General features: G+C 67.7%; 11 protein-coding genes. All 11 read left to right on the top strand.

Features of this window, described 5'->3' with window-relative positions; translation table 11 throughout:
- Positions 1–209 precede the first annotated feature (209 nt).
- Complete coding sequence (locus tag HNP55_RS02735; protein ID WP_184295908.1) at positions 210–2,120, top strand: serine/threonine protein kinase; 1,911 nt, start codon at positions 210–212, stop codon at positions 2,118–2,120.
- Between the two features lie 51 nt (positions 2,121–2,171).
- The gene (locus HNP55_RS02730) at positions 2,172–4,625 is read left to right on the top strand and encodes a serine/threonine protein kinase (RefSeq protein ID WP_184295906.1); all 2,454 of its coding nucleotides are present in this window, start codon (positions 2,172–2,174) and stop codon (positions 4,623–4,625) included.
- A gap of 360 nt (positions 4,626–4,985) precedes the next feature.
- Complete coding sequence (locus tag HNP55_RS02725) at positions 4,986–6,590, top strand: glycosyltransferase family 39 protein (RefSeq protein WP_184295904.1); 1,605 nt, start codon at positions 4,986–4,988, stop codon at positions 6,588–6,590.
- Between the two features lie 125 nt (positions 6,591–6,715).
- Positions 6,716–7,810 (top strand): iron-sulfur cluster carrier protein ApbC, encoded by a 1,095-nt coding sequence (gene apbC / locus HNP55_RS02720; RefSeq protein WP_184295902.1) that lies wholly within the window; start codon positions 6,716–6,718, stop codon positions 7,808–7,810.
- A 28-nt stretch (positions 7,811–7,838) separates the two neighbouring features.
- Positions 7,839–8,681, top strand: a complete 843-nt coding sequence (locus HNP55_RS02715) for a formate dehydrogenase accessory sulfurtransferase FdhD (protein WP_184295901.1) — start codon at positions 7,839–7,841, stop codon at positions 8,679–8,681.
- 223 nt (positions 8,682–8,904) lie between these two features.
- Positions 8,905–11,976 carry a formate dehydrogenase-N subunit alpha gene (gene fdnG / locus HNP55_RS02710; RefSeq protein ID WP_184295900.1) on the top strand — a complete coding sequence of 1,024 codons (3,072 nt, stop codon included), beginning with the start codon at positions 8,905–8,907 and terminating at the stop codon, positions 11,974–11,976.
- A gap of 2 nt (positions 11,977–11,978) precedes the next feature.
- A complete protein-coding gene (gene fdxH / locus HNP55_RS02705; protein ID WP_184295899.1) occupies positions 11,979–12,869 on the top strand; it encodes a formate dehydrogenase subunit beta in 891 nt (296 codons plus the stop codon).
- A 15-nt stretch (positions 12,870–12,884) separates the two neighbouring features.
- Positions 12,885–13,508, top strand: coding sequence for a formate dehydrogenase subunit gamma (locus tag HNP55_RS02700; RefSeq protein ID WP_184295898.1), 624 nt, complete (start codon positions 12,885–12,887; stop codon positions 13,506–13,508).
- Between the two features lie 60 nt (positions 13,509–13,568).
- On the top strand, positions 13,569–14,591 hold the full coding sequence (gene fdhE, locus HNP55_RS02695) for a formate dehydrogenase accessory protein FdhE (RefSeq protein ID WP_221439429.1): 1,023 nt from the start codon (positions 13,569–13,571) through the stop codon (positions 14,589–14,591).
- On the top strand, positions 14,591–16,012 hold the full coding sequence (gene selA / locus HNP55_RS02690) for an L-seryl-tRNA(Sec) selenium transferase (protein ID WP_184295896.1): 1,422 nt from the start codon (positions 14,591–14,593) through the stop codon (positions 16,010–16,012). Before fdhE ends, selA begins: the two co-directional genes overlap by 1 nt.
- Entirely contained in the window at positions 16,009–17,997 is a 1,989-nt protein-coding gene (gene selB / locus HNP55_RS02685) for a selenocysteine-specific translation elongation factor (RefSeq protein ID WP_184295895.1), read from the top strand. The genes selA and selB overlap by 4 nt, the downstream gene beginning before the upstream one ends.
- Positions 17,998–18,006 lie beyond the last annotated feature (9 nt).

Raw genomic sequence — 18,006 nt, 5'->3', positions numbered from 1 at the left:
GCTGACCCGCGCTGCGGCCGAGCGCAAATTCAGGGGAAAACCCCGGGCTCGGCTGTGCGCAGGCAGGCCGGGCCGTGCGAGTGGTGGAGCGTGGGCCGGTCCGCGGCGGGCGGCGGATAAGGCGGTGGATTCGAGTGCAGCTCCGGCCTTCAGGACGGCGGGCATGGGGTCCAATGGCTGCACAAGCATTTGTACAAGCTCGCCCCTACATGCCCGCCACTCCCAGCACGCCAGCGCCTGCCGACTCTGCACCTGCGGCCACCAAGCCCGCGGCGCTGCGTCGCTTTGGGCGTTTCGAGCTGCGTGCCCTGCTCAGCAAGAGCGGGCGCTGCATGGTGTGGTTGGTGTTCGATGAGAGGCTGGGCCAGGAGCTGATCCTGTGCCTGCCGCGCATGGCGCCCAATAGCCCGGCCGCGCTGGCGCATTGGCTGCGCATGGCCAATGCGGTGGCGCGGGTCCAGCATCCCAATCTGGCCCCGGTGATCGAGGTGGGGCAGGTGGAGCAATGGCCCTTCGTCGCCTACGACCGTGCGCTGGGCGAGACCCTGGACGAGCGCCTGGCCCGCCAGGCCGCGCCCCTGCCGGTGGATGCGGCGGACTGGATCTGCCAGTATCTGGAGGGTCTGGCCTTTGCCCATGAGGCCGGCCATGCCCACCGCGATGTGCAATGCGCCAGCCTGCTCATCAGCCCGGGCAACCAGGTCCGGGTGATGGGCCTGGAGGTGGCGCAGGAGGTGTTCCCAGCTAACGTGGACTTCAATGCGGTGGCGCGTCGCGCGGTGCGCGAATCGGCGCAGGAAGATGTGCTGTGCGTGGGCTTGATGCTGCATCGCATCCTCGGCGGCCGCCATGTGCTGGAGCAGAGCGATCTGCAGCTGACCGTGCAGCAGATGCAGCCGCTGGGTCGCGAGCTGGTGCGCATGAGCTGGGAGACGCCCCATCCCATTCCCGAGGCCTTGCGCGCCATCTGCAACCGCGCCACCGACCGCCAGGCCCGCCAGCGCTACCACATGGCGCGCAGCTTCTACCGGGCGCTCGACGGCTGGCGCACCTCGGTGGCCCAGGACCAGGGCGGCCCGATTGCCTTGCTGCTGGACAAGCTGCAACGCATCGGCCATCTGCCCAGCAGCTCCACCGCCTTGCTGCGGGTGGGCCAGTCCTCGGCGATGGAGCGCCAGCATGCCAGCGCCCTGTCCACGCTGGCCTTGCAGGACATGGCCCTGAGCCTGGAGCTGCTGCGCCGGGTCAATCATTCGCTGAAGCAGAACGGCGCCGCCGTCGATGGCACGGTGCTGAATATGCAGCGCGCCATCGCCATGCTGGGCCTGGAGGGTCTGCAGCAAGCCGCCCGTGCGCTCAAGCCCTGGCCCGGGCCGCTGAGCGAGATCCAGGCCGCCATGCTCAAAAGCCTGATGGGCCGGGTCCAGCAGGCCGGGCGCATCGCCCAGGCCCTGCGGCCGGCGGGTTATGACGGCGAGGTGGTCTATCTGATCACCGTGATGCAGAACCTCGGCCGCCTGCTCTTGCAATACCACTTCCCGGATGACGCCCAGCAGATCCGCCAGCTGATGCTGCCGCCCGAGCCCACGGCCGAGCACCCGCATCCGGCCAGCCTGAGCGAGCAGGCGGCGGCCTTTGCCGTGCTGGGTTGCGATCTGGACAGCCTGGGCGTGGCCGTGGCCCGGCACTGGAATCTGGGCGACGAGCTGATCCATATGATCCGCCGCCAGTCGCCCGAGGCGCCGGTGCGGCATTCCGAGACCGATTCCGACCTGCTGCGCCTGAGCTGTAGCCTGGCCAATGAGCTGGTGGACGCCTTGCAGATCCCGGACCCCAGGCGCCAGCAACAGGCCATCGAAGTGGCGACCCGGCGTTATGCACGGGCCCTGGGCCTGGGGCTGCGCGAGGTCCATCTGGCCCTCAATCCGGCCGCCGCCCAAGCCCAGGAGGAGGCCGCGGCCCACCCGCCCGCCACGCCCGCCGAAAGTCTGGATGAATTGGAGGCCAGAGCCTTGCGGCCCGATCCGCAGGCCCTGCCCAAGCCCTCGGCCTTGCGTTCGCGCCTGCCCAGCATGAGTGCAGGGACGGTGCCAAAAAATGATCCAGGGGGCGCGCGCTGAGCGCAGACTTGCCGCCACCCCCGCAGGCCCTGTTTCAAAGAAGAAGGTCCTATGCAAGAGGATGAACGTCCGGCCCTGAGCGCGCTGGCCTTGCCGCAGCTGGGGCGTTTTCGCCTGCTCAAGCGCCTGGGCGAGGGCGCGCAAGCCACCGTCTGGCTGGCTCATGACCCGCGGCTGGACCGCGACGTCGCCCTCAAGGTCTTGCGCCCCGGCGCCGAGCCCAGCCGGGTGGATGAATGGCTGCATGAGGCGCGCGCCGTCAGCCGCCTGACCCATCCCTTCATCGTGCCGGTGTTCGAGGCCGATACGCAGGATGGCCAGTTCTATATGGTCTTCGAGTACGTGCCCGGCGGCACCCTGGTGGAGAAGCTGAGGCGCGAACGCCAGCTGCCGGCCCGCGCCGCCGTCGAGCTCTGCATGGATGTGCTGGACGGCTTGCAGGCCGCCCATGCGGCCGGCGTCGTGCACCGCGACCTCAAGCCCAGCAATATCCTGATCGACGCCAAGGGGCGGGCGCGGGTGATGGACTTCGGCATCGCTGCCCGCCTGGACGGCGCCAACAAGCCAAGCAGCGGCAGCCAGCCGGAGCGCATCGTCGGCACGCCCGGCTATCTCTCGCCCGAGGCGGCGCAGGGCCAGCCCCCCAGCGCGCAGATGGATGTGTTTGCCGCCGCCGTCGTGCTGGTCGAGATGCTCAGCGGCCAGCGCCTCAATTACGAGCCCGATCCCTGGCGTGCCGTGCAGCGCGTCATCGAGCAGGAGCTGCAGGTGCCGCGCGGCCTGGCCGCCGATGTGGACGATGCCTTGCGCGCCATCGCCCAGCGCGGGCTGGCGCGCGAACCGGCCCAGCGCTGGCCCAGCGCCCTGGCCATGCACGATGCCCTGGCCGAGTGGCTGCAACCGCCCCAGACCGAGCCCCTGGGCGCGACGGGCGAGGGCGCGGCCCTGGACTTTCTGCTGCGCCGCATGCAGCACAAGAGCGACTTCCCGGCCATGTCGGATGCGGTCAGCCGCATCCAGCGCCTGACCCTGTCGGAGAGCGAAAGCCTGGCCAGCCTGTCGAATGAAATCCTCAAGGACGTGGCCCTGACGCAAAAGCTGCTGCGCCTGGTCAACACGGTGCAGTACCGGCAGGGCGGCGGTGGCGGCGGCATCACCACCATCTCGCGCGCCGTGGCCCTGGTGGGCTTTGCCGGCATCCGCAATCTGGCGCTCTCGCTGATCCTGCTGGAGCGCATGGAGAACAAGGCCCATGCCCAGCAGCTGCGCGAGGAGTTTCTGCGCTCGCTGATGGCGGCCTCGCTGGCGCGCGAGCTTTGCCTGAGCCCGCGCGAGAACGAGGAGGCCTTTCTCTGCGCCATGTTCCATAACCTGGGGCGTGCGCTGACCGAGTTCTACTTCCCCGAGGAGGCCGGCCAGATCCGCCGCATGACCCGGGTCGAGCGCCTCAGCCTGGCCGGCAAGCCCGCGCCCGCGCCCATCCCCGAGTGGGTGGCCTCGGCGCGGGTGCTGGGCATGAGTTATGAGCAGCTGGGCCTGGGCGTGGCCCGGCAATGGGGCTTGCCCGAGACCTTGCAGGCCAGCATGCAGCGGCCCGAGGGCGAGCCGCCGCACCGCCTGGTCCAGCACCCCGGCGAGCGCCAGCGCTGGCTGGCCCATGCGGCCAATGATGTGGCCGATGTGATTCTGCGCACCGAGCCGGCCCAGGCCCATGCCAGGGTGCATGCCATGGCCCAGCGCTATGCGCGCAGCTTGGGGCTAACGGCCGAGGCCTTCGACCTGGCCGCCGACCAGGCCCGCCAGCGCCTGGCCCAGATGACCGAGGCCTTGGGGCTGGTCCTGCCCAAGAATTCCCCGGCCCTGCGCCTGCTGGCGCCGCTGACCCCGACGCCGGATGACTCCCTGACGGCCCTGCAACTGCAAGCCACCCAGGTGCTGACGCCCGACGAGCCCGGCAGCAGCCAGCGCCTGAACCGCGAACTGGCGGTCGAAACCCTGGCCGCCGGCATTCAGGACATCACCAATGTGATGGTGGAGAACTTCAAGCTCAACGAAGTCCTGCGCATGATTCTGGAGACCATTTACCGGGCGCTGGGCTTCCGCCGGGTGATCTTCTGCCTGCGCGACCCCAGGACCGAGACCCTGACCGGCCGTTTCGGCCTGGGGGCCGAGGTGGAGAGCGTGGTGCCGGCCTTCCGCATCGCCCTGCGCACGCCGCCCGGCGCGCAGGCCAATCTCTTCGAGGCCGTGTGCCAGCGCGGGGCCGACACCTTGATCAGCGATGCCGGTGCCGACAAGATCGCCGAGCGCCTGCCCGCCTGGTACCAGGGCGCGCTCGCTGCCCAGAGCTTTTTGCTGCTGCCCATGGCTTTGAAGGGCCAGCCCTTCGCCCTGATCTATGCCGACAAGCCCCTGGCCGGCGAGATCGATCTGGGCGAGAAAGAGCTGTCCCTGTTGCGCACCCTGCGCAACCAGGCAGTGATGGCCTTCAAGCAGTCCAGCTAAGAGCGGCCAACAAAACTCTCCTGGCGTTGTTACGCCGTCTCGCCGTACCCGGTGTACTGTCTTCGACGGCGCGCCTAGCCAGGACCGCTGCGCTGAGTTTTGTTAGCCGCTCCAAGTCCTGTCTGTCTTACCGCACAGCCTCCTTCAATCCGGTGGTGGTTTGTAAACCTTTGTGAATTTATGATGGCGGCCTTGTTCCGCGCCAGGGGCGCGGCGGTCGATGCGATGTCGGGTCGGGGCCAAGCGCTTTTCGAGACCCGCTGAGGGAATCCGATGGATGGGAATAAAGAGCTCGCGGTGTCCGGGCCTCAGGCCGAGTCGCGGCCTGTTGGCGCCGACCAGTCGGGTTCCAGTACAAGGTTGCTGCGTTTTTGGCGCCTGGATACCCGCGATGCGGCGCAGATGCAATGGCTCACGCTGGCCTTTCTGGCCTTCCATCTGATCTTGTGGACGGCGCTGGCGACCCTGAGCCATCGCGCCCCGCCTTGGGACAATACCGAGCAACTGGTCTGGATGCAGTCGCTGGAATGGGGCTATTACAAGCATCCGCCCTTTCCGACCTGGTGGGTGCACGGCTGGACCGAGCTGCTGGGCCGCAAGATGTGGGTGACTTTCTTTGCCGCCCAGCTCAGCGTGGTGCTGATGCAGTTCTTCATCTGGCGCATCGCCCTGATGGTGACGACGCCGGTGCGTGCCTTTGCCTCCGTGGTGCTCAGCAGCCTGCTGGTCTACCACGGCATCCACGGCATCATGGCCAATCACAACACCTTGCAGCTGATGCCGGTGGGCCTGCTGTTATGGCTGACGCTGGGCGCCGTGCGTGCCCAGGGCGGCGCCGGCCAGCAGCAACCCTGGTGGCGCTGGGCCCTGGTGGGGGTGGCCGCGGCCCTGTGCCTGCTGTCCAAGTACAGCGCCTTGGTCTGGCTGGCCGTGATCGGCCTGTGGCTGGCGCAGGACCGCCGCATGTGGCACTGGCGGGCCTGGGTCGGTGTGGCCCTGGCCCTGGCCGTGTGCGCGCTGCTGGTCTCGCCCCATATCAGCTGGTTGTTGCAGGAGGGCTCGCCGGGCCTGGGCTATGCGGGCAAGGCCATGCAGGGCAAGAACGACCACGACAATCTGGGCCACTGGGCCCGCCTGGCCAATTTCTGGGTGGTTCAGCTGGGCCGGGTCCTGCCCCTGCTGCTGGGCCTGGGTGCTTTGTTGCTGCTGCTGAAGCGGGCGCTGCACAAAGCTCAATTGCAGGCTCAGCTGCAGGCCCAGCCGGCGGAACTGGATGCCTGCCCGAGCACCAGTCCCGAGTGGCGTTTCGTGCTGTTCATGGGCCTGGGCCCCATGCTGCTGACCACGCTGCTGGGGGCTTTCGGCATACGCCTGGGTTCGGCCTGGGCCGCCACCTACTTCGTCATGGCCGGTGTGCTGGCCTTGCTGTGGCTGCCCAGCAAGCCGGGGCTCAGCGGGGCCCTGCTGCTGCGCAGCGTGCTGTGGGTGGGCGTCGTGGCCGAGCTGGTGCTGGCGCTGGGCATGGCGTTTGGCGCAGGTTGGCTGGCCGATATGGGCGGCCGCGGTGCGCGCTCCAATTTCCCGGCGGCCAGGCTGGCGCGCCAGCTCGACGCCGTCTGGCTGCAGCATGCCAAGACGCCTTTGCGGGTGGTGGTGGGCGAGACCTGGCTGGCCGGCAATGTGTCGGTGCGTTCGCGCTTCCAGCCGCTGGTCTATCTCGATGCCGATCCGCAGAAATCACCCTGGATCAAGCCGCATATGCTGGACGACTGCGGCGCCCTGGTGCTGGTCGACGGCCGCGATCTGGCCCAACCCTTGCTGCCCGCCGTGCAGGCCTTGATCGACCGCGCCGAGGCGCGCGGTTTTGTCAAGCTGCACTGGACCCGCATCGCCAACCGAGGCCCTCAGCTGGAGGTGATGTGGGCCTATCTGCCTGCCCGCAATCCGGCCGCTTGCCCGCCTTGACCCGTCTTGACCCGCCGGGCAATAGCCCCAAACAGCCGCGGCCCCCGGGCGCTGGGCTAGACTGCGCGCCCAGGGGCCCAGCCAGGCTGTGAACGCATGGCCCCAAGCAACCAATCCGAGCGCCCATGTCCTCCATTCAAGAAGCCGCGCTGCTGCAAGCGCTGCAAACCGTTGTCGATCCCAATACCGCCCAGGACTTTGTCCGCGGCAAGCAGCTGAAGCATCTGCGCATCGATGGCGACGATGTCTCCTTCGAGATTGAGCTGGGCTACCCCGCCGCCAGCCAGCACGCTGAGCTGCGCCGTCAGCTGGTGGCCGCCGCGCGCACGGTCGCCGGCGTGGGCAATGTGTCGGTGCATCTGCACAGCAAGATCACCGCGCACGCGGTGCAGCGTGGCGTGCAATTGCTGCCGGGGGTGAAGAACATCATCGCCGTGGCCTCGGGCAAGGGCGGCGTGGGCAAGAGCACGACGGCGGCCAATCTGGCCCTGGCCCTGGCGGCCGAGGGCGCCCGCGTCGGCATTCTGGATGCCGATATCTACGGCCCCAGCCTGCCGCTGATGCTGGGCGTCAGCGGCAAGCCCGAGAGCAGCGACGGCCAGACCATGGAGCCCTTGCTGGCCCATGGCCTGCAGGTGATGTCGATTGGCTTTCTGGTCGAGCAGGACCAGGCCATGATCTGGCGCGGCCCCATGGCCACCCAGGCCCTGGAGCAGCTCCTGCGCCAGACCCGCTGGCAGGAGCTGGACTATCTGGTCGTCGACATGCCGCCCGGCACCGGCGACATCCAGCTGACGCTGTCGCAGCGCGTGCCCGTCACCGGCGCCGTCATCGTCACCACCCCGCAGGACATCGCCCTGATCGATGCCAAGAAGGGGCTGAAGATGTTCGAGAAGGTGGGCGTGCCCATCCTGGGCGTGGTCGAAAACATGGCGGTGCACATCTGCACGAATTGCGGCCATGCCGAACACATCTTCGGCGCCGACGGCGGCCGCCGCATGGCCGAGCAGTACCAGCTGGACTATCTGGCCGGCCTGCCCCTGGCCCTGTCCATCCGCGAGCAGGCCGATGCCGGCCGGCCCAGCGTGGTGGCCGAGCCCGGCAGCGAGATCGCCGGCCTCTACAAGGCCCTGGCGCGCAAGGTGGCCGTCAAGATCGCGGGGCAGGCCAAGGACTATTCGGCCAAGTTCCCGACCATCGCCATCTCCAAGAACAGCTGAGCGCGCCCATCCAGGGCCGGCGCCTGTCATGCCTCACCCGCCCAGCAAGCCCGGCCTGCCGCGCCTGACCCAGGCGTGGGTGGATTTGACGCGCGAGATCGAGGTGCAGGACGAGCTGGGCCAGCGCCGCCGCCTGCACATCCCCTGCGAGCGGCCGCTGACGGTCTTTGTCGACAAGCGCGAGCTGATCACCTTGATGACTCTGGGCCTGGCGCCCGAGCTGCTGGTGCTGGGCTGGCTGCGCAACCAGGGCTTGATCCGCGCGGCGCAGGAGATCGAGTCCATCACCGTCGACTGGGAAGTCGGCGCGGCCGCGGTGCGCAGCCATGCGGGCCTGTCCCAGGCCTGGGCCCAGCAAAGCGCCAAGCGCACGCTCACCACCGGCTGCGGCCAAGGCACCATGTTCGGCGACATGATGGCCGGCCTGGAGGAGCTGGCCCTGCCCCCGCCCGCGCAGGCGCGCTTGAGCAGGAGTGCGCTGTGCGCCCAGCTGGAGCAGATGCGCGCGCAGGACAGCGTCTACAAGCAAGCCGGCTCGGTGCATGGTTGCGCCCTGTTCGAGGGCGAGCGCCTGCTGGTGATGGTGGAGGATGTGGGGCGGCACAACGCCCTCGACAGCATTGCCGGCTGGCTGTGGATGACGCACGCCGGCGGCCTGCACGCACCGGTGCTCTACACCACCGGCCGCATCAGCAGCGAGATGGTGCTGAAGGCCGCCTGGATGGGCGTGCCCATCATCGTCTCGCGCAACGGCATCACCCAGATGGGCCTGGACCTGGCCCTGCAACTGGGCCTGTGCCTGATTGGCCGCGCCCGAGGCCGGCACTTCATCGTCTACAGCGGTTTCGAGCGTTTCGACGCCACGCTTTGATCCGCCTCGGGAAGGGTGTCTGGCTTTCAGCAAGCTGACGCCGGCCTGCATGCGCGGAGCGCAAAAACGACACCGAGCCCTGTGTCGACGCCCAGCGACGCCTAGATAATTCCGCGGGTCACAGGGAATAGACAAAGGTCAATTCTTGTGCCGAAATCAAGATGTGTGTCGCGTGCCGGCCTCTCAACTCAAGAACGGGATCCATCCCTCAGGAGACCAAGACATGGACATGAACCGGAGGCATTTCTTCCGGGTGAGCGGGGCGGGGCTGATAGGCTCCAGCCTGGTGGCGCTGGGCTTCTCGCCCACGGCGGCCTTGGCCGAGGCGCGCAACTTCAAGCTCTCCCGCGCCACCGAAACCCGCAACACCTGCCCTTACTGCTCGGTGGGCTGTGGCATCCTGATGTACAGCATGGGCGACAAGGCCAAGAACGTCGTCAGCGACATCATGCACATCGAGGGTGACCCCGATCACCCGGTCAACCGCGGCAGCCTCTGCCCCAAGGGCGCCGGCCTGCTGGACTTTGTGCACAGCAAGAACCGCCTGAAGTGGCCCGAGATCCGCGAGCCCGGCAGCAAGGAGTGGAAGCGCGTCGGCTGGGACGAGGCCATGGACCGTCTGGTCGGCCTGATGAAGGCCGACCGCGACGCCAATTTCCAGGCGCAGAACGCCGACGGCAAGACCGTCAACCGCTGGCTCACGACGGGCATGCTCTGTGCCTCGGCATCCTCCAATGAATCGGGCTACATCACCCACAAGGCGATGCGTTCGATGGGGATGCTGGTATTCGACAACCAGGCGCGCGTTTGACACGCCCCGACGGTGGCCAGTCTGGCCCCGACGTTTGGGCGCGGTGCGATGACCAACCATTGGGTGGACATCAAGAACGCGGACCTGGTGCTGATCATGGGCGGCAATGCCGCCGAGGCGCATCCGGTCGGATTCAAGTGGGTGGTCGAGGCCAAGCACAAGAACAAGGCCAAGCTGCTGGTGGTGGATCCGCGCTTCACGCGCTCCGCTGCGATGAGCGATTACTACGCCCCCATCCGGGCCGGCTCGGACATCGCCTTCCTGGGCGGCGTCATCCACTACCTCTTGTCTAACAACAAGATCCAGCAGGAGTACGTCCTCAAGTACACCAATGCCAGCTTCATCGTGGGCGAGGCCTTCGGCTTCGAGGATGGGCTGTTCTCTGGTTACGACGAAAGCAAGCGCAAGTACGACAACTCGAGCTGGGCTTACGAGCTGGGCGAGGATGGGTATGCCAAGGTCGATGAGACCCTGGCCCATCCGCGCTGCGTCATCAATGTGATGAAGCAGCATTACTCGCGCTACACGCCCGAGGTGGTCAGCAATATCACCGGCACGCCCAAGGACAAATTCCTCAAGTGCTGCGAGATGATTGCCGAGACCGCCAAGCCGGCCAAGGCGATGACGATTCTGTACGCCCTGGGCTGGACTCAGCACAGCCAGGGTTCGCAAATCATCCGCACCGGCGCCATCATGCAGCTGCTGCTGGGCAATATGGGCCTGGCCGGCGGCGGCATGAATGCCTTGCGTGGCCACTCCAATATCCAGGGCCTGACGGACCTGGGCCTGCTCTCGACCTCGCTGCCGGGCTATATGAGCCTGCCGCGTGAGAGCGAGCAGGACCTGGCCAGCTATTACAAGCCGCGCGCGCTCAAGCCCCTGCGCCCCGGGCAGATGAGCTTCTGGCAGAACTACCCCAAGTTCTTCGTCAGCCTGCAGAAGAGCTGGTGGGGCAAGGCGGCCACGGCCGAGAACGACTGGGCCTACCACTACCTGCCCAAATGGGACAAGGCCTACGATGTGCTGCAGGCCTTCGAGATGATGGGCCAGGGCAAGCTCAACGGCTATATCTGCCAGGGCTTCAACCCGGTCGCCTCCTTCCCCAACAAGAAGAAGATCGTCGCCGGCCTGTCCAAGCTCAAATACCTGGTCGTCATCGACCCGCTGGTGACCGAGACCTCGGAGTTCTGGAAGAACTACGGCGAGCACAACGAGGTCAAGAGCGAGGAGATCCAGACCACGGTGTTCCGCTTCCCCAGCACCTGCTTTGCCGAGGAGGACGGCTCCATCACCAACTCCGGCCGCTGGCTGCAGTGGCACTGGAAGGGCGCCGAGCCTCCGGGCGAGGCCAGGGGCGATCCGGAAATCATCGCCGAGCTGTTCCTGCGCATGAAGAAGGCCTATCAGAAGGACGGCGGCGCCTTCCCTGACGCCATGCTCAATCTGACCTGGCCCTATCTGATCCCGCACAACCCCTCGGCCGAGGAATTGGCCAAGGAGGCCAATGGACGGGCGCTGGCCGACGTGCTCGACCCCAAGGATCCGAGCAAGGTCTTGGCCAAGGCGGGCGAGCAGCTGTCCGGCTTCGGCCTCTTGCGCGACGATGGCTCCACCGCCAGCGGCTGCTGGATCTTTGCCGGCAGCTGGAGCCAGGCCGGCAACCAGATGGCGCGGCGCGATAACAGCGATCCTTACGGCATCGGCCAGACGCTGAACTGGGCCTGGGCCTGGCCGGCCAACCGCCGGGTGCTGTACAACACGGCCTCCTGCGACCCCAGCGGCAAGCCCTGGAACCCCCATCGCAAGCTGGTGGCCTGGAATGGCGAGCGCTGGGCGGGTTCGGACGTGCCGGACATCCGGCCCGACGCCAACCCTAACGACGAGAACGCCGTGCGGCCCTTCATCATGACGGCCGAGGGTGTGGCCCGCTTGTTCGCGCCCAGCGGCCTGGTCGACGGCCCGCTGCCCGAGCATTACGAGCCCTTCGAGTCGCCCCTGCCCAACAACCCCATGCACCCCAAGAACGACAAGGCGCGGGCCAATCCGGCCGCCCGGGTCTTCAAGGGCGATCTGGAGGCCTTTGGCAAGCCCGCGGACTTCCCCTATGTGGCGACCAGCTACCGCCTGACCGAGCACTTCCACTACTGGACCAAGAACTGCGAAAGCAATGCCGTGATCCAGCCCCAGCAATTCGTCGAGATCGGCGAGCAACTGGCCAAGGAGAAGGGCATTGAAAACGGGGCCTGGGTCAAGGTCAGCAGCAACCGCGGCTTCATCAAGGCCAAGGCGGTGGTGAGCAAGCGCATCCCCATGCTGGAGGTGGCGGGGCAGAAGGTGCACACGGTGGGTCTGCCCAATCACTGGGGCTTTGTGGGTGTGGCCAAGCCCGGCTATCTGGTGAACACGCTGACGCCTTTTGTGGGTGACGCCAATACCCAGACGCCGGAGTTCAAGAGCTTCACCGTCAATATCGAGAAAGCCTGACCATGTCTTCACTTCAATCTTTAGACATCGCCAAGCGCTCGGCCACCACCACGCCCAGCCCGCAGGCGCGTAAGACCATCGAGGTCGCCAAACTCATCGACGTCTCCGCCTGCATAGGCTGCAAGGCCTGTCAGGTGGCCTGCATGCAGTGGAACGATCTGCGCGATGAGGTGGGCGACAACGTCGGCACCTACGACAACCCGCGCGACCTCTCCGCCCAGTCCTGGACGGTGATGCGTTTCTCCGAGGTGGAGGTCGAGGCCGACCGGCTGGAGTGGCTGATTCGCAAGGACGGCTGCATGCACTGCGAGGACCCGGGCTGTCTGAAAAGCTGTCCGGCCCCCGGCGCCATCGTCAAATACGCCAATGGCATTGTGGACTTCATCTCCGAGCATTGCGTGGGCTGTGGCAACTGCGTCACCGGCTGCCCCTTCGATGTGCCGCGCATCTCCAAGACCGATAGCAAGGCCTATAAGTGCTCGCTGTGCTCCGACCGCGTCGGCGTGGGTCTGGAGCCGGCCTGCGTCAAGGCCTGCCCCACCGGCGCCATCCGCTTCGGCGCCAAGGAGGACATGCTGGACTATGGCGCCGAGCGCATCGTCGACCTGAAGGAGCGCGGCTTTGCCCAGGCCTCGGTCTACAACCCGGCGGGCGTGGGCGGCACCCATGTGATGTATGTGCTCCAGCATGGCGACAAGCCCGAGCTCTACCACGGCCTGCCGGCCGACCCCAAGATCAGCCCCTTTGTCTCGGTCTGGAAGGGCCTGGCCAAACCGCTGGCCGTGGCCGCCATGGCGGGCGCGGTGGTGGCCGGCTTCTTCCATTACATGACGGTGGGGCCGATCGAAGAGAAGGCCGAAGGCGAGGCCGGCGACGAAAAGTCCAAGGTCTAAAAGGAGGCAAGCATCATGAGTACCCGCTACATACAACGTTACTCCGACCGCGACCGCCTGAACCACTGGGCGATTGCCTTGCTCTTCATCCTGGCCGGGGTCTCGGGCCTGGCCTTCTTCCACCCCAGCCTGTTCTTTCTGAGCGCGCTGCTGGGTGGCGGGGTCTGGGCCCGCATCCTCCACCCCTTTCTGGGCGTGGCGATGTTCCTGTCCTTTCTGGGCCTGTTCTTCAAGCTCTGGCGCGAGAACACCCTCAACGCCGCCGACAAGGAATGGCAGAAGCACAGCCTGGACATGCTGAAAGGCGACAAGAGCAAGATGCCGCCGGTGGGCAAGTACAACGCCGGCCAGAAGGGCGTGTTCTGGTTGATGTCCATCTGCCTGGCCGTGTTGCTGGTGACCGGGGTGATGTTCTGGCAGCCCTGGTTTGCGAACAGCTTCCCCATCACCCTGCGCCGCATCGCCGTGCTGCTGCACTCGGCCTCGGCCGTGGCCTTGATTCTGGGCGTCATCATGCATGTCTACGCCGCCATCTGGGTCAAGGGCACGGTGCGCGCCATGACCCGGGGCACGGTCAGCGCGGGCTGGGCCAAGCAGAACCATGCACTGTGGTACGAGGAAATGAGCAAGGGCAAGTAAGCCCCCGGCCATGTTAAAAAGGGGCGGGCTTGGGCCCGCCCTGTCTTTTTTGGAAGCGTGATGAGTGCAAGCACTGCCAAGTTGATGTCCCCCGAAGAAATCGCGGTGCGTGCCGGCGAGCAGATCCCCTTTCTGCTGCTGCCCCAGCCCGGTCTGTTTGCCGAGCGCGCCCTGCGCCTGCGCCAGCTGGCGCCGGGCCATGCCATGGGCGACTACCTCTTGTTTGCGGCCGAGCTGGCCCAGGCCCAGCATGAGGTATTCAGCCGCCCGCTGGCCCTGAGCCTGCCCGAGCAGCCCCAGATCGAGGCCGCCGCCAAGGCCGGCCTGCCCCTCTTGCCCGCGGCCAGCTGGGCCCGCGACCCGGCCTGGTTGCAGGAGCTGCGCGAGCTGATGCGGCTATTGGCAGCCCGCATCGCCGCCGGCCCGGCACGCACCGCGGTGCTGCAACTGGCCGACGCCGATGACCAGTATCTGGAGCTGCAAGCCAGCCGCCTGCTGAACGGCGTGATGACGGGTCTGGACCTGGCCAGCGCCCCCCTGATCGCAGCCGGCCTGCAAGTGCATTGGGCGCGCTTGCTGAGCCAGCTGCAGGCGCGCTTCGAACGCGAGCAGAACAGCCAGCACAGCCCATTGCTTGCACCCTTCGGCCGCATCGACGACCCCTTGATCTGCCCCTGCTGCGCCTCGCGCCCGGTGGCCTCCATCACCCGCATCGGCGCCGAGGGTTCGGGCTTCCGCTATCTGTCCTGCAGTCTCTGCGCCGCCCAATGGCACTATGTGCGGGTCAAATGCACGCATTGCCAAAGCACCCAGGGCATCAGCTTCCAGAGCCTGTTGAACGAAGACGGCAGCATGCCGCCGCATTCAAGCGGTGTGCAGGTGGAGTGCTGCGAAGCCTGCGGCCATTACCTCAAGATCGTGCATATGGAGAAAGACCAGCAGGTCGAGCCCCATGCCGATGATCTGGCCTCGCTAAGCCTGGACCTGCTGGTGTCCGAAGCGGGCCTGATCCGCCACGGCGTCAATCTGCAGCTGCTCTTTGGTGACTCGGGCGAGCCGGGTGACTCGGAGGCGCAGCACTGATGCAGGCCCAGCCCAAGGATCTGCCCTCGCTGGACCGCCTGCTGAACAGCCCGCTGCTGGCCGAGCCTTGTCAGGCCCATGGCCGCAGCCTGCTGACCCAGGAGGCGCGCGCCTTGCTGGACGAGCTGCGTGCCCAGGCCCGGCAAGGCGGCCTGGCCAGGGCCGCGCTGGAGGAGGGCGCTTTGTGCGCGGCGCTGCGCCAGCGGGTCGAGGCCCGGCTGGCGCCGCGCATGCGGGCCGTCATCAATCTCAGCGGCACGGTCTTGCACACCAATCTGGGCCGCGCCCTGCTGGCCGACGAGGCCTTGCAGCATGTGATGGCCATGATGGCAGCGCCGAATAACCTCGAGTTCGATCTGAGCAGCGGCGGCCGTGGTGACCGCGACAGCATGGTCGAAGCCCTGCTGTGCGAGATCACCGGCGCCGAGGCCGCGACGGTGGTCAACAACAACGCCGCCGCCGTGCTGCTGTCCATCGCCGCACTGGGCGGCGGGCGCGAGGTCATCGTCTCGCGCGGCGAACTGGTCGAGATAGGCGGCGCCTTCCGCATGCCCGATGTGATGGCCGCCGCCGGCGCCCGTCTGGTGGAGGTGGGCACGACCAACCGTACCCACGCCGCCGACTATGAGCGCGCCATCGGCCCCAACACCGCCATGCTGATGAAGGTCCACACCAGCAATTACCGTGTGCAGGGCTTCAGCTCGGCGGTGGACGAGGCCAGCCTGGCCCCCATCGCCCATGCCCACGGCCTACCCCTGGTGACGGACCTGGGCAGCGGCTCCCTGGTCGATCTGGCGCAGTGGGGCCTGCCGCGCGAGCCCCTGCCGCAGGAGATGCTCAAGGCCGGCTGCGACGTCGTGACCTTCAGCGGTGACAAGTTGCTGGGCGGCCCGCAAGCCGGCCTGATCGTGGGTGATAAGGCCTTGGTTCAGCGCATACGCAAATTCCCGATGAAGCGGGCCCTGCGCATGTCCAAGCTGCCGCTGGCCGCGCTGGAGGCCACGCTGCGCCTGTATCTGCAGCCCGAGCGCCTGACCCGCGATCTGCCCACGCTGCGCATGCTGACCCGGCCGCTGGCCGATATTCAAGCCCAGGCCGCGCGCCTGCAAGCCCCGCTGGCTCAGGCCCTGAGCCCGCGCTATGCCGTGGCCACCAGCGAGATGCTGGGCCAGATCGGCTCGGGCTCGCTGCCGGTGGAGTCCCTGCCCTCGGCGGGCCTGCTCATTGCCCCGGCGGGCACGGCGAAAAAAGGCCTGGGCACGGCTCTGGATGGGCTGGCCACGGCCTTGCGCGGCCTGCCCTTGCCGGTGTTGGGCCGGGTGCAGCAAGACCGGCTCTGGCTGGACCTGCGCTGCCTGGACGAGCGCCAGGAGGCGCAGCTGCTGGCCCAGCTGCCGCAGCTGCAGGAGGCCCTGGCTTGATCATCGGAACCGCCGGCCATATCGACCATGGCAAGACCACCCTGGTGCGCGCCCTGACCGGTGTCGACACCGACCGCCTGCCCGAGGAAAAAAAGCGCGGCATCAGCATCGAGCTGGGCTATGCCTTCATGGACGACGGCCGGGGTGGGCGCATCGGCTTTGTCGACGTGCCCGGCCACGAGCGCCTGGTCCACACCATGCTGGCCGGCGCCACCGGCATGGACCATGCCTTGCTGCTGGTGGCGGCCGACGACGGCGTGATGCCGCAGACCCGCGAGCATCTGGCCGTGCTCTCCCTGCTGGGCCTGGACGGGCTGACGCTGGTGATCACCAAATGCGACCGTGCCGACGCCGCCCGCCTGCAAGCGCTGCGGGCCGAGATCGCCGAGCTGTTGGCGGGCAGCGGTTTTGAGCAAGCCGCCCAATTTGAGGTGGCCGCCCCTGCCGGCCTGGGTGTGGAGGCCTTGCGCGCCCATCTGCTGGCGCTGGCCCCGGCGGCCCGGCCCGAGGGAAGGGGCTTCCGCCTGGCGGTGGACCGGGCCTTCAGCCTGGACGGCGTGGGCACGGTGGCCACCGGCAGCATCCATGCGGGCCAGGTCAGCCTGGGTGATGAGTTATTGCTGCTGCCGCCCGCCGCCGGCCAGGCGCCCAAGCGGGCACGGGTGCGCAGCCTGCATGCGCAGAATCAACAGGTGCAGCAAGCCCAGGCCGGCCAGCGCTGCGCCCTGGGCCTGGTGGGGCTGGACAAGCAGGATGTCGCGCGCGGCCAGGTCTTGGCCGCCCCCGAGCTGGCCTTGAGCAGCGAGCGCCTGGACGTGCGCCTGCGGCTCTGGCCAGCCGAGAGCAAGGCCTTGCGCAGTGGCACGCCCGTGCATGTGCATCTGGGCTCGGCCACGGTGATGGGTACGGTGGCTATTCTGCACAGCGAGGCTGCCAGTTCCTCAGACAGCCTGGCGCCCGGCGCCTGGGGCTGGGTGCAACTGGTCTTGCGCGAGCCCGTGGCCGCCTGGGCCGGCGACCGCGTGGTGCTGCGCGATGCCGCGGCCAGCCGCACACTGGCTGGTGGCCGGGTTCTGGACCCGGCTGCGCCGGCGCGCTATCGGCGTACGCCGCAGCGCCTGGCCGAGCTGGCGGCCTTGCAACTGCCCTTGGTGAAGGACCGATTGCAAGCGCTGCTGGCGCAAGCGACCCTGGGCCTGAACTGGGGCGCCTGGGCCACGGCCCAGGGGCTCTCGGAGGCCGCCAGGCAAGACCTGGCCCTGCAACTGCCGGCCACGGTCTTGCGCGCCAAGTCGGCGGCCGATGAGGCCGGCGGCCCCTGGCTGCTGGGCGAGGCCGCGGCCGCGAGCTTGGCCCAGCACGCCTTGGCCGTGCTGGCGGCTTATCACGCGCAGTCTCCCGATGAATTGGGCCCCGACGTGGCGCGCTGGCGCCGCCTGGCCGCGCCCCGCCTGCCCGAGCCTCTGTGGCGGGCCCTCGTGCAAGGCCTGCTGGCCGAAGGCAAGCTGCAGCAGCGCGGGGCCATGGCCCATCTGCCCGCGCATGGCTTGCAGCTGAATGCGGCCGACGAGCGGGTGGCGCAGAGAATCGCCCCCTGGCTGGACAAGGCCGGCTTTGAAGGCGCCTGGGCACGCGATCTGGCTCGCGACTGCCAGACGCCCGAGCCCTTGATGCGCACCAGCCTGGCACGCCTGGCGCAAAGCGGCCTGCTGCATCAGGTGGTGAAAGACCTGTACTATGCGGCCCCGGTGATGACGCGGCTGGCGGCCTTGGCGCGCCAGTCCGTGGGCGCCGAGGGTCAGGAATTGAAGGCGGCGGCCTTTCGCGACGCGAGCGGCCTGGGCCGCAAGCGGGCGATCCAGATCCTGGAGTATTTCGACCGCGTGGGCCTGAGCCGCCGGGTGGGCGATAGCCACAAGCTGCGACCCGACAGCCTGCTGTTCAGCGGCGAGAATGATGGTGATGAAGAAGGCCGGCCCGCATGAGGGCGGCCC

It is taken from the genome of Roseateles oligotrophus (genome assembly GCF_014204525.1).
GTDB classification, from domain to species: domain Bacteria; phylum Pseudomonadota; class Gammaproteobacteria; order Burkholderiales; family Burkholderiaceae_C; genus Paucibacter_A; species Paucibacter_A oligotrophus_A.
Note: the sequence above shows the minus strand (reverse complement) of the source record. Positions and strands in the feature narration are given on the sequence as shown.

Coding starts and splice junctions, on each gene's coding strand:
- HNP55_RS02735 (WP_184295908.1), top strand. CDS start 210: ATGCCCGCCACTCCCAGCACGCCAGCGCCTGCCGACTCTGCACCTGCG.
- HNP55_RS02730 (WP_184295906.1), top strand. CDS start 2,172: ATGCAAGAGGATGAACGTCCGGCCCTGAGCGCGCTGGCCTTGCCGCAG.
- apbC (WP_184295902.1), top strand. CDS start 6,716: ATGTCCTCCATTCAAGAAGCCGCGCTGCTGCAAGCGCTGCAAACCGTT.
- HNP55_RS02715 (WP_184295901.1), top strand. CDS start 7,839: ATGCCTCACCCGCCCAGCAAGCCCGGCCTGCCGCGCCTGACCCAGGCG.
- fdxH (WP_184295899.1), top strand. CDS start 11,979: ATGTCTTCACTTCAATCTTTAGACATCGCCAAGCGCTCGGCCACCACC.
- HNP55_RS02700 (WP_184295898.1), top strand. CDS start 12,885: ATGAGTACCCGCTACATACAACGTTACTCCGACCGCGACCGCCTGAAC.
- fdhE (WP_221439429.1), top strand. CDS start 13,569: ATGAGTGCAAGCACTGCCAAGTTGATGTCCCCCGAAGAAATCGCGGTG.
- selA (WP_184295896.1), top strand. CDS start 14,591: ATGCAGGCCCAGCCCAAGGATCTGCCCTCGCTGGACCGCCTGCTGAAC.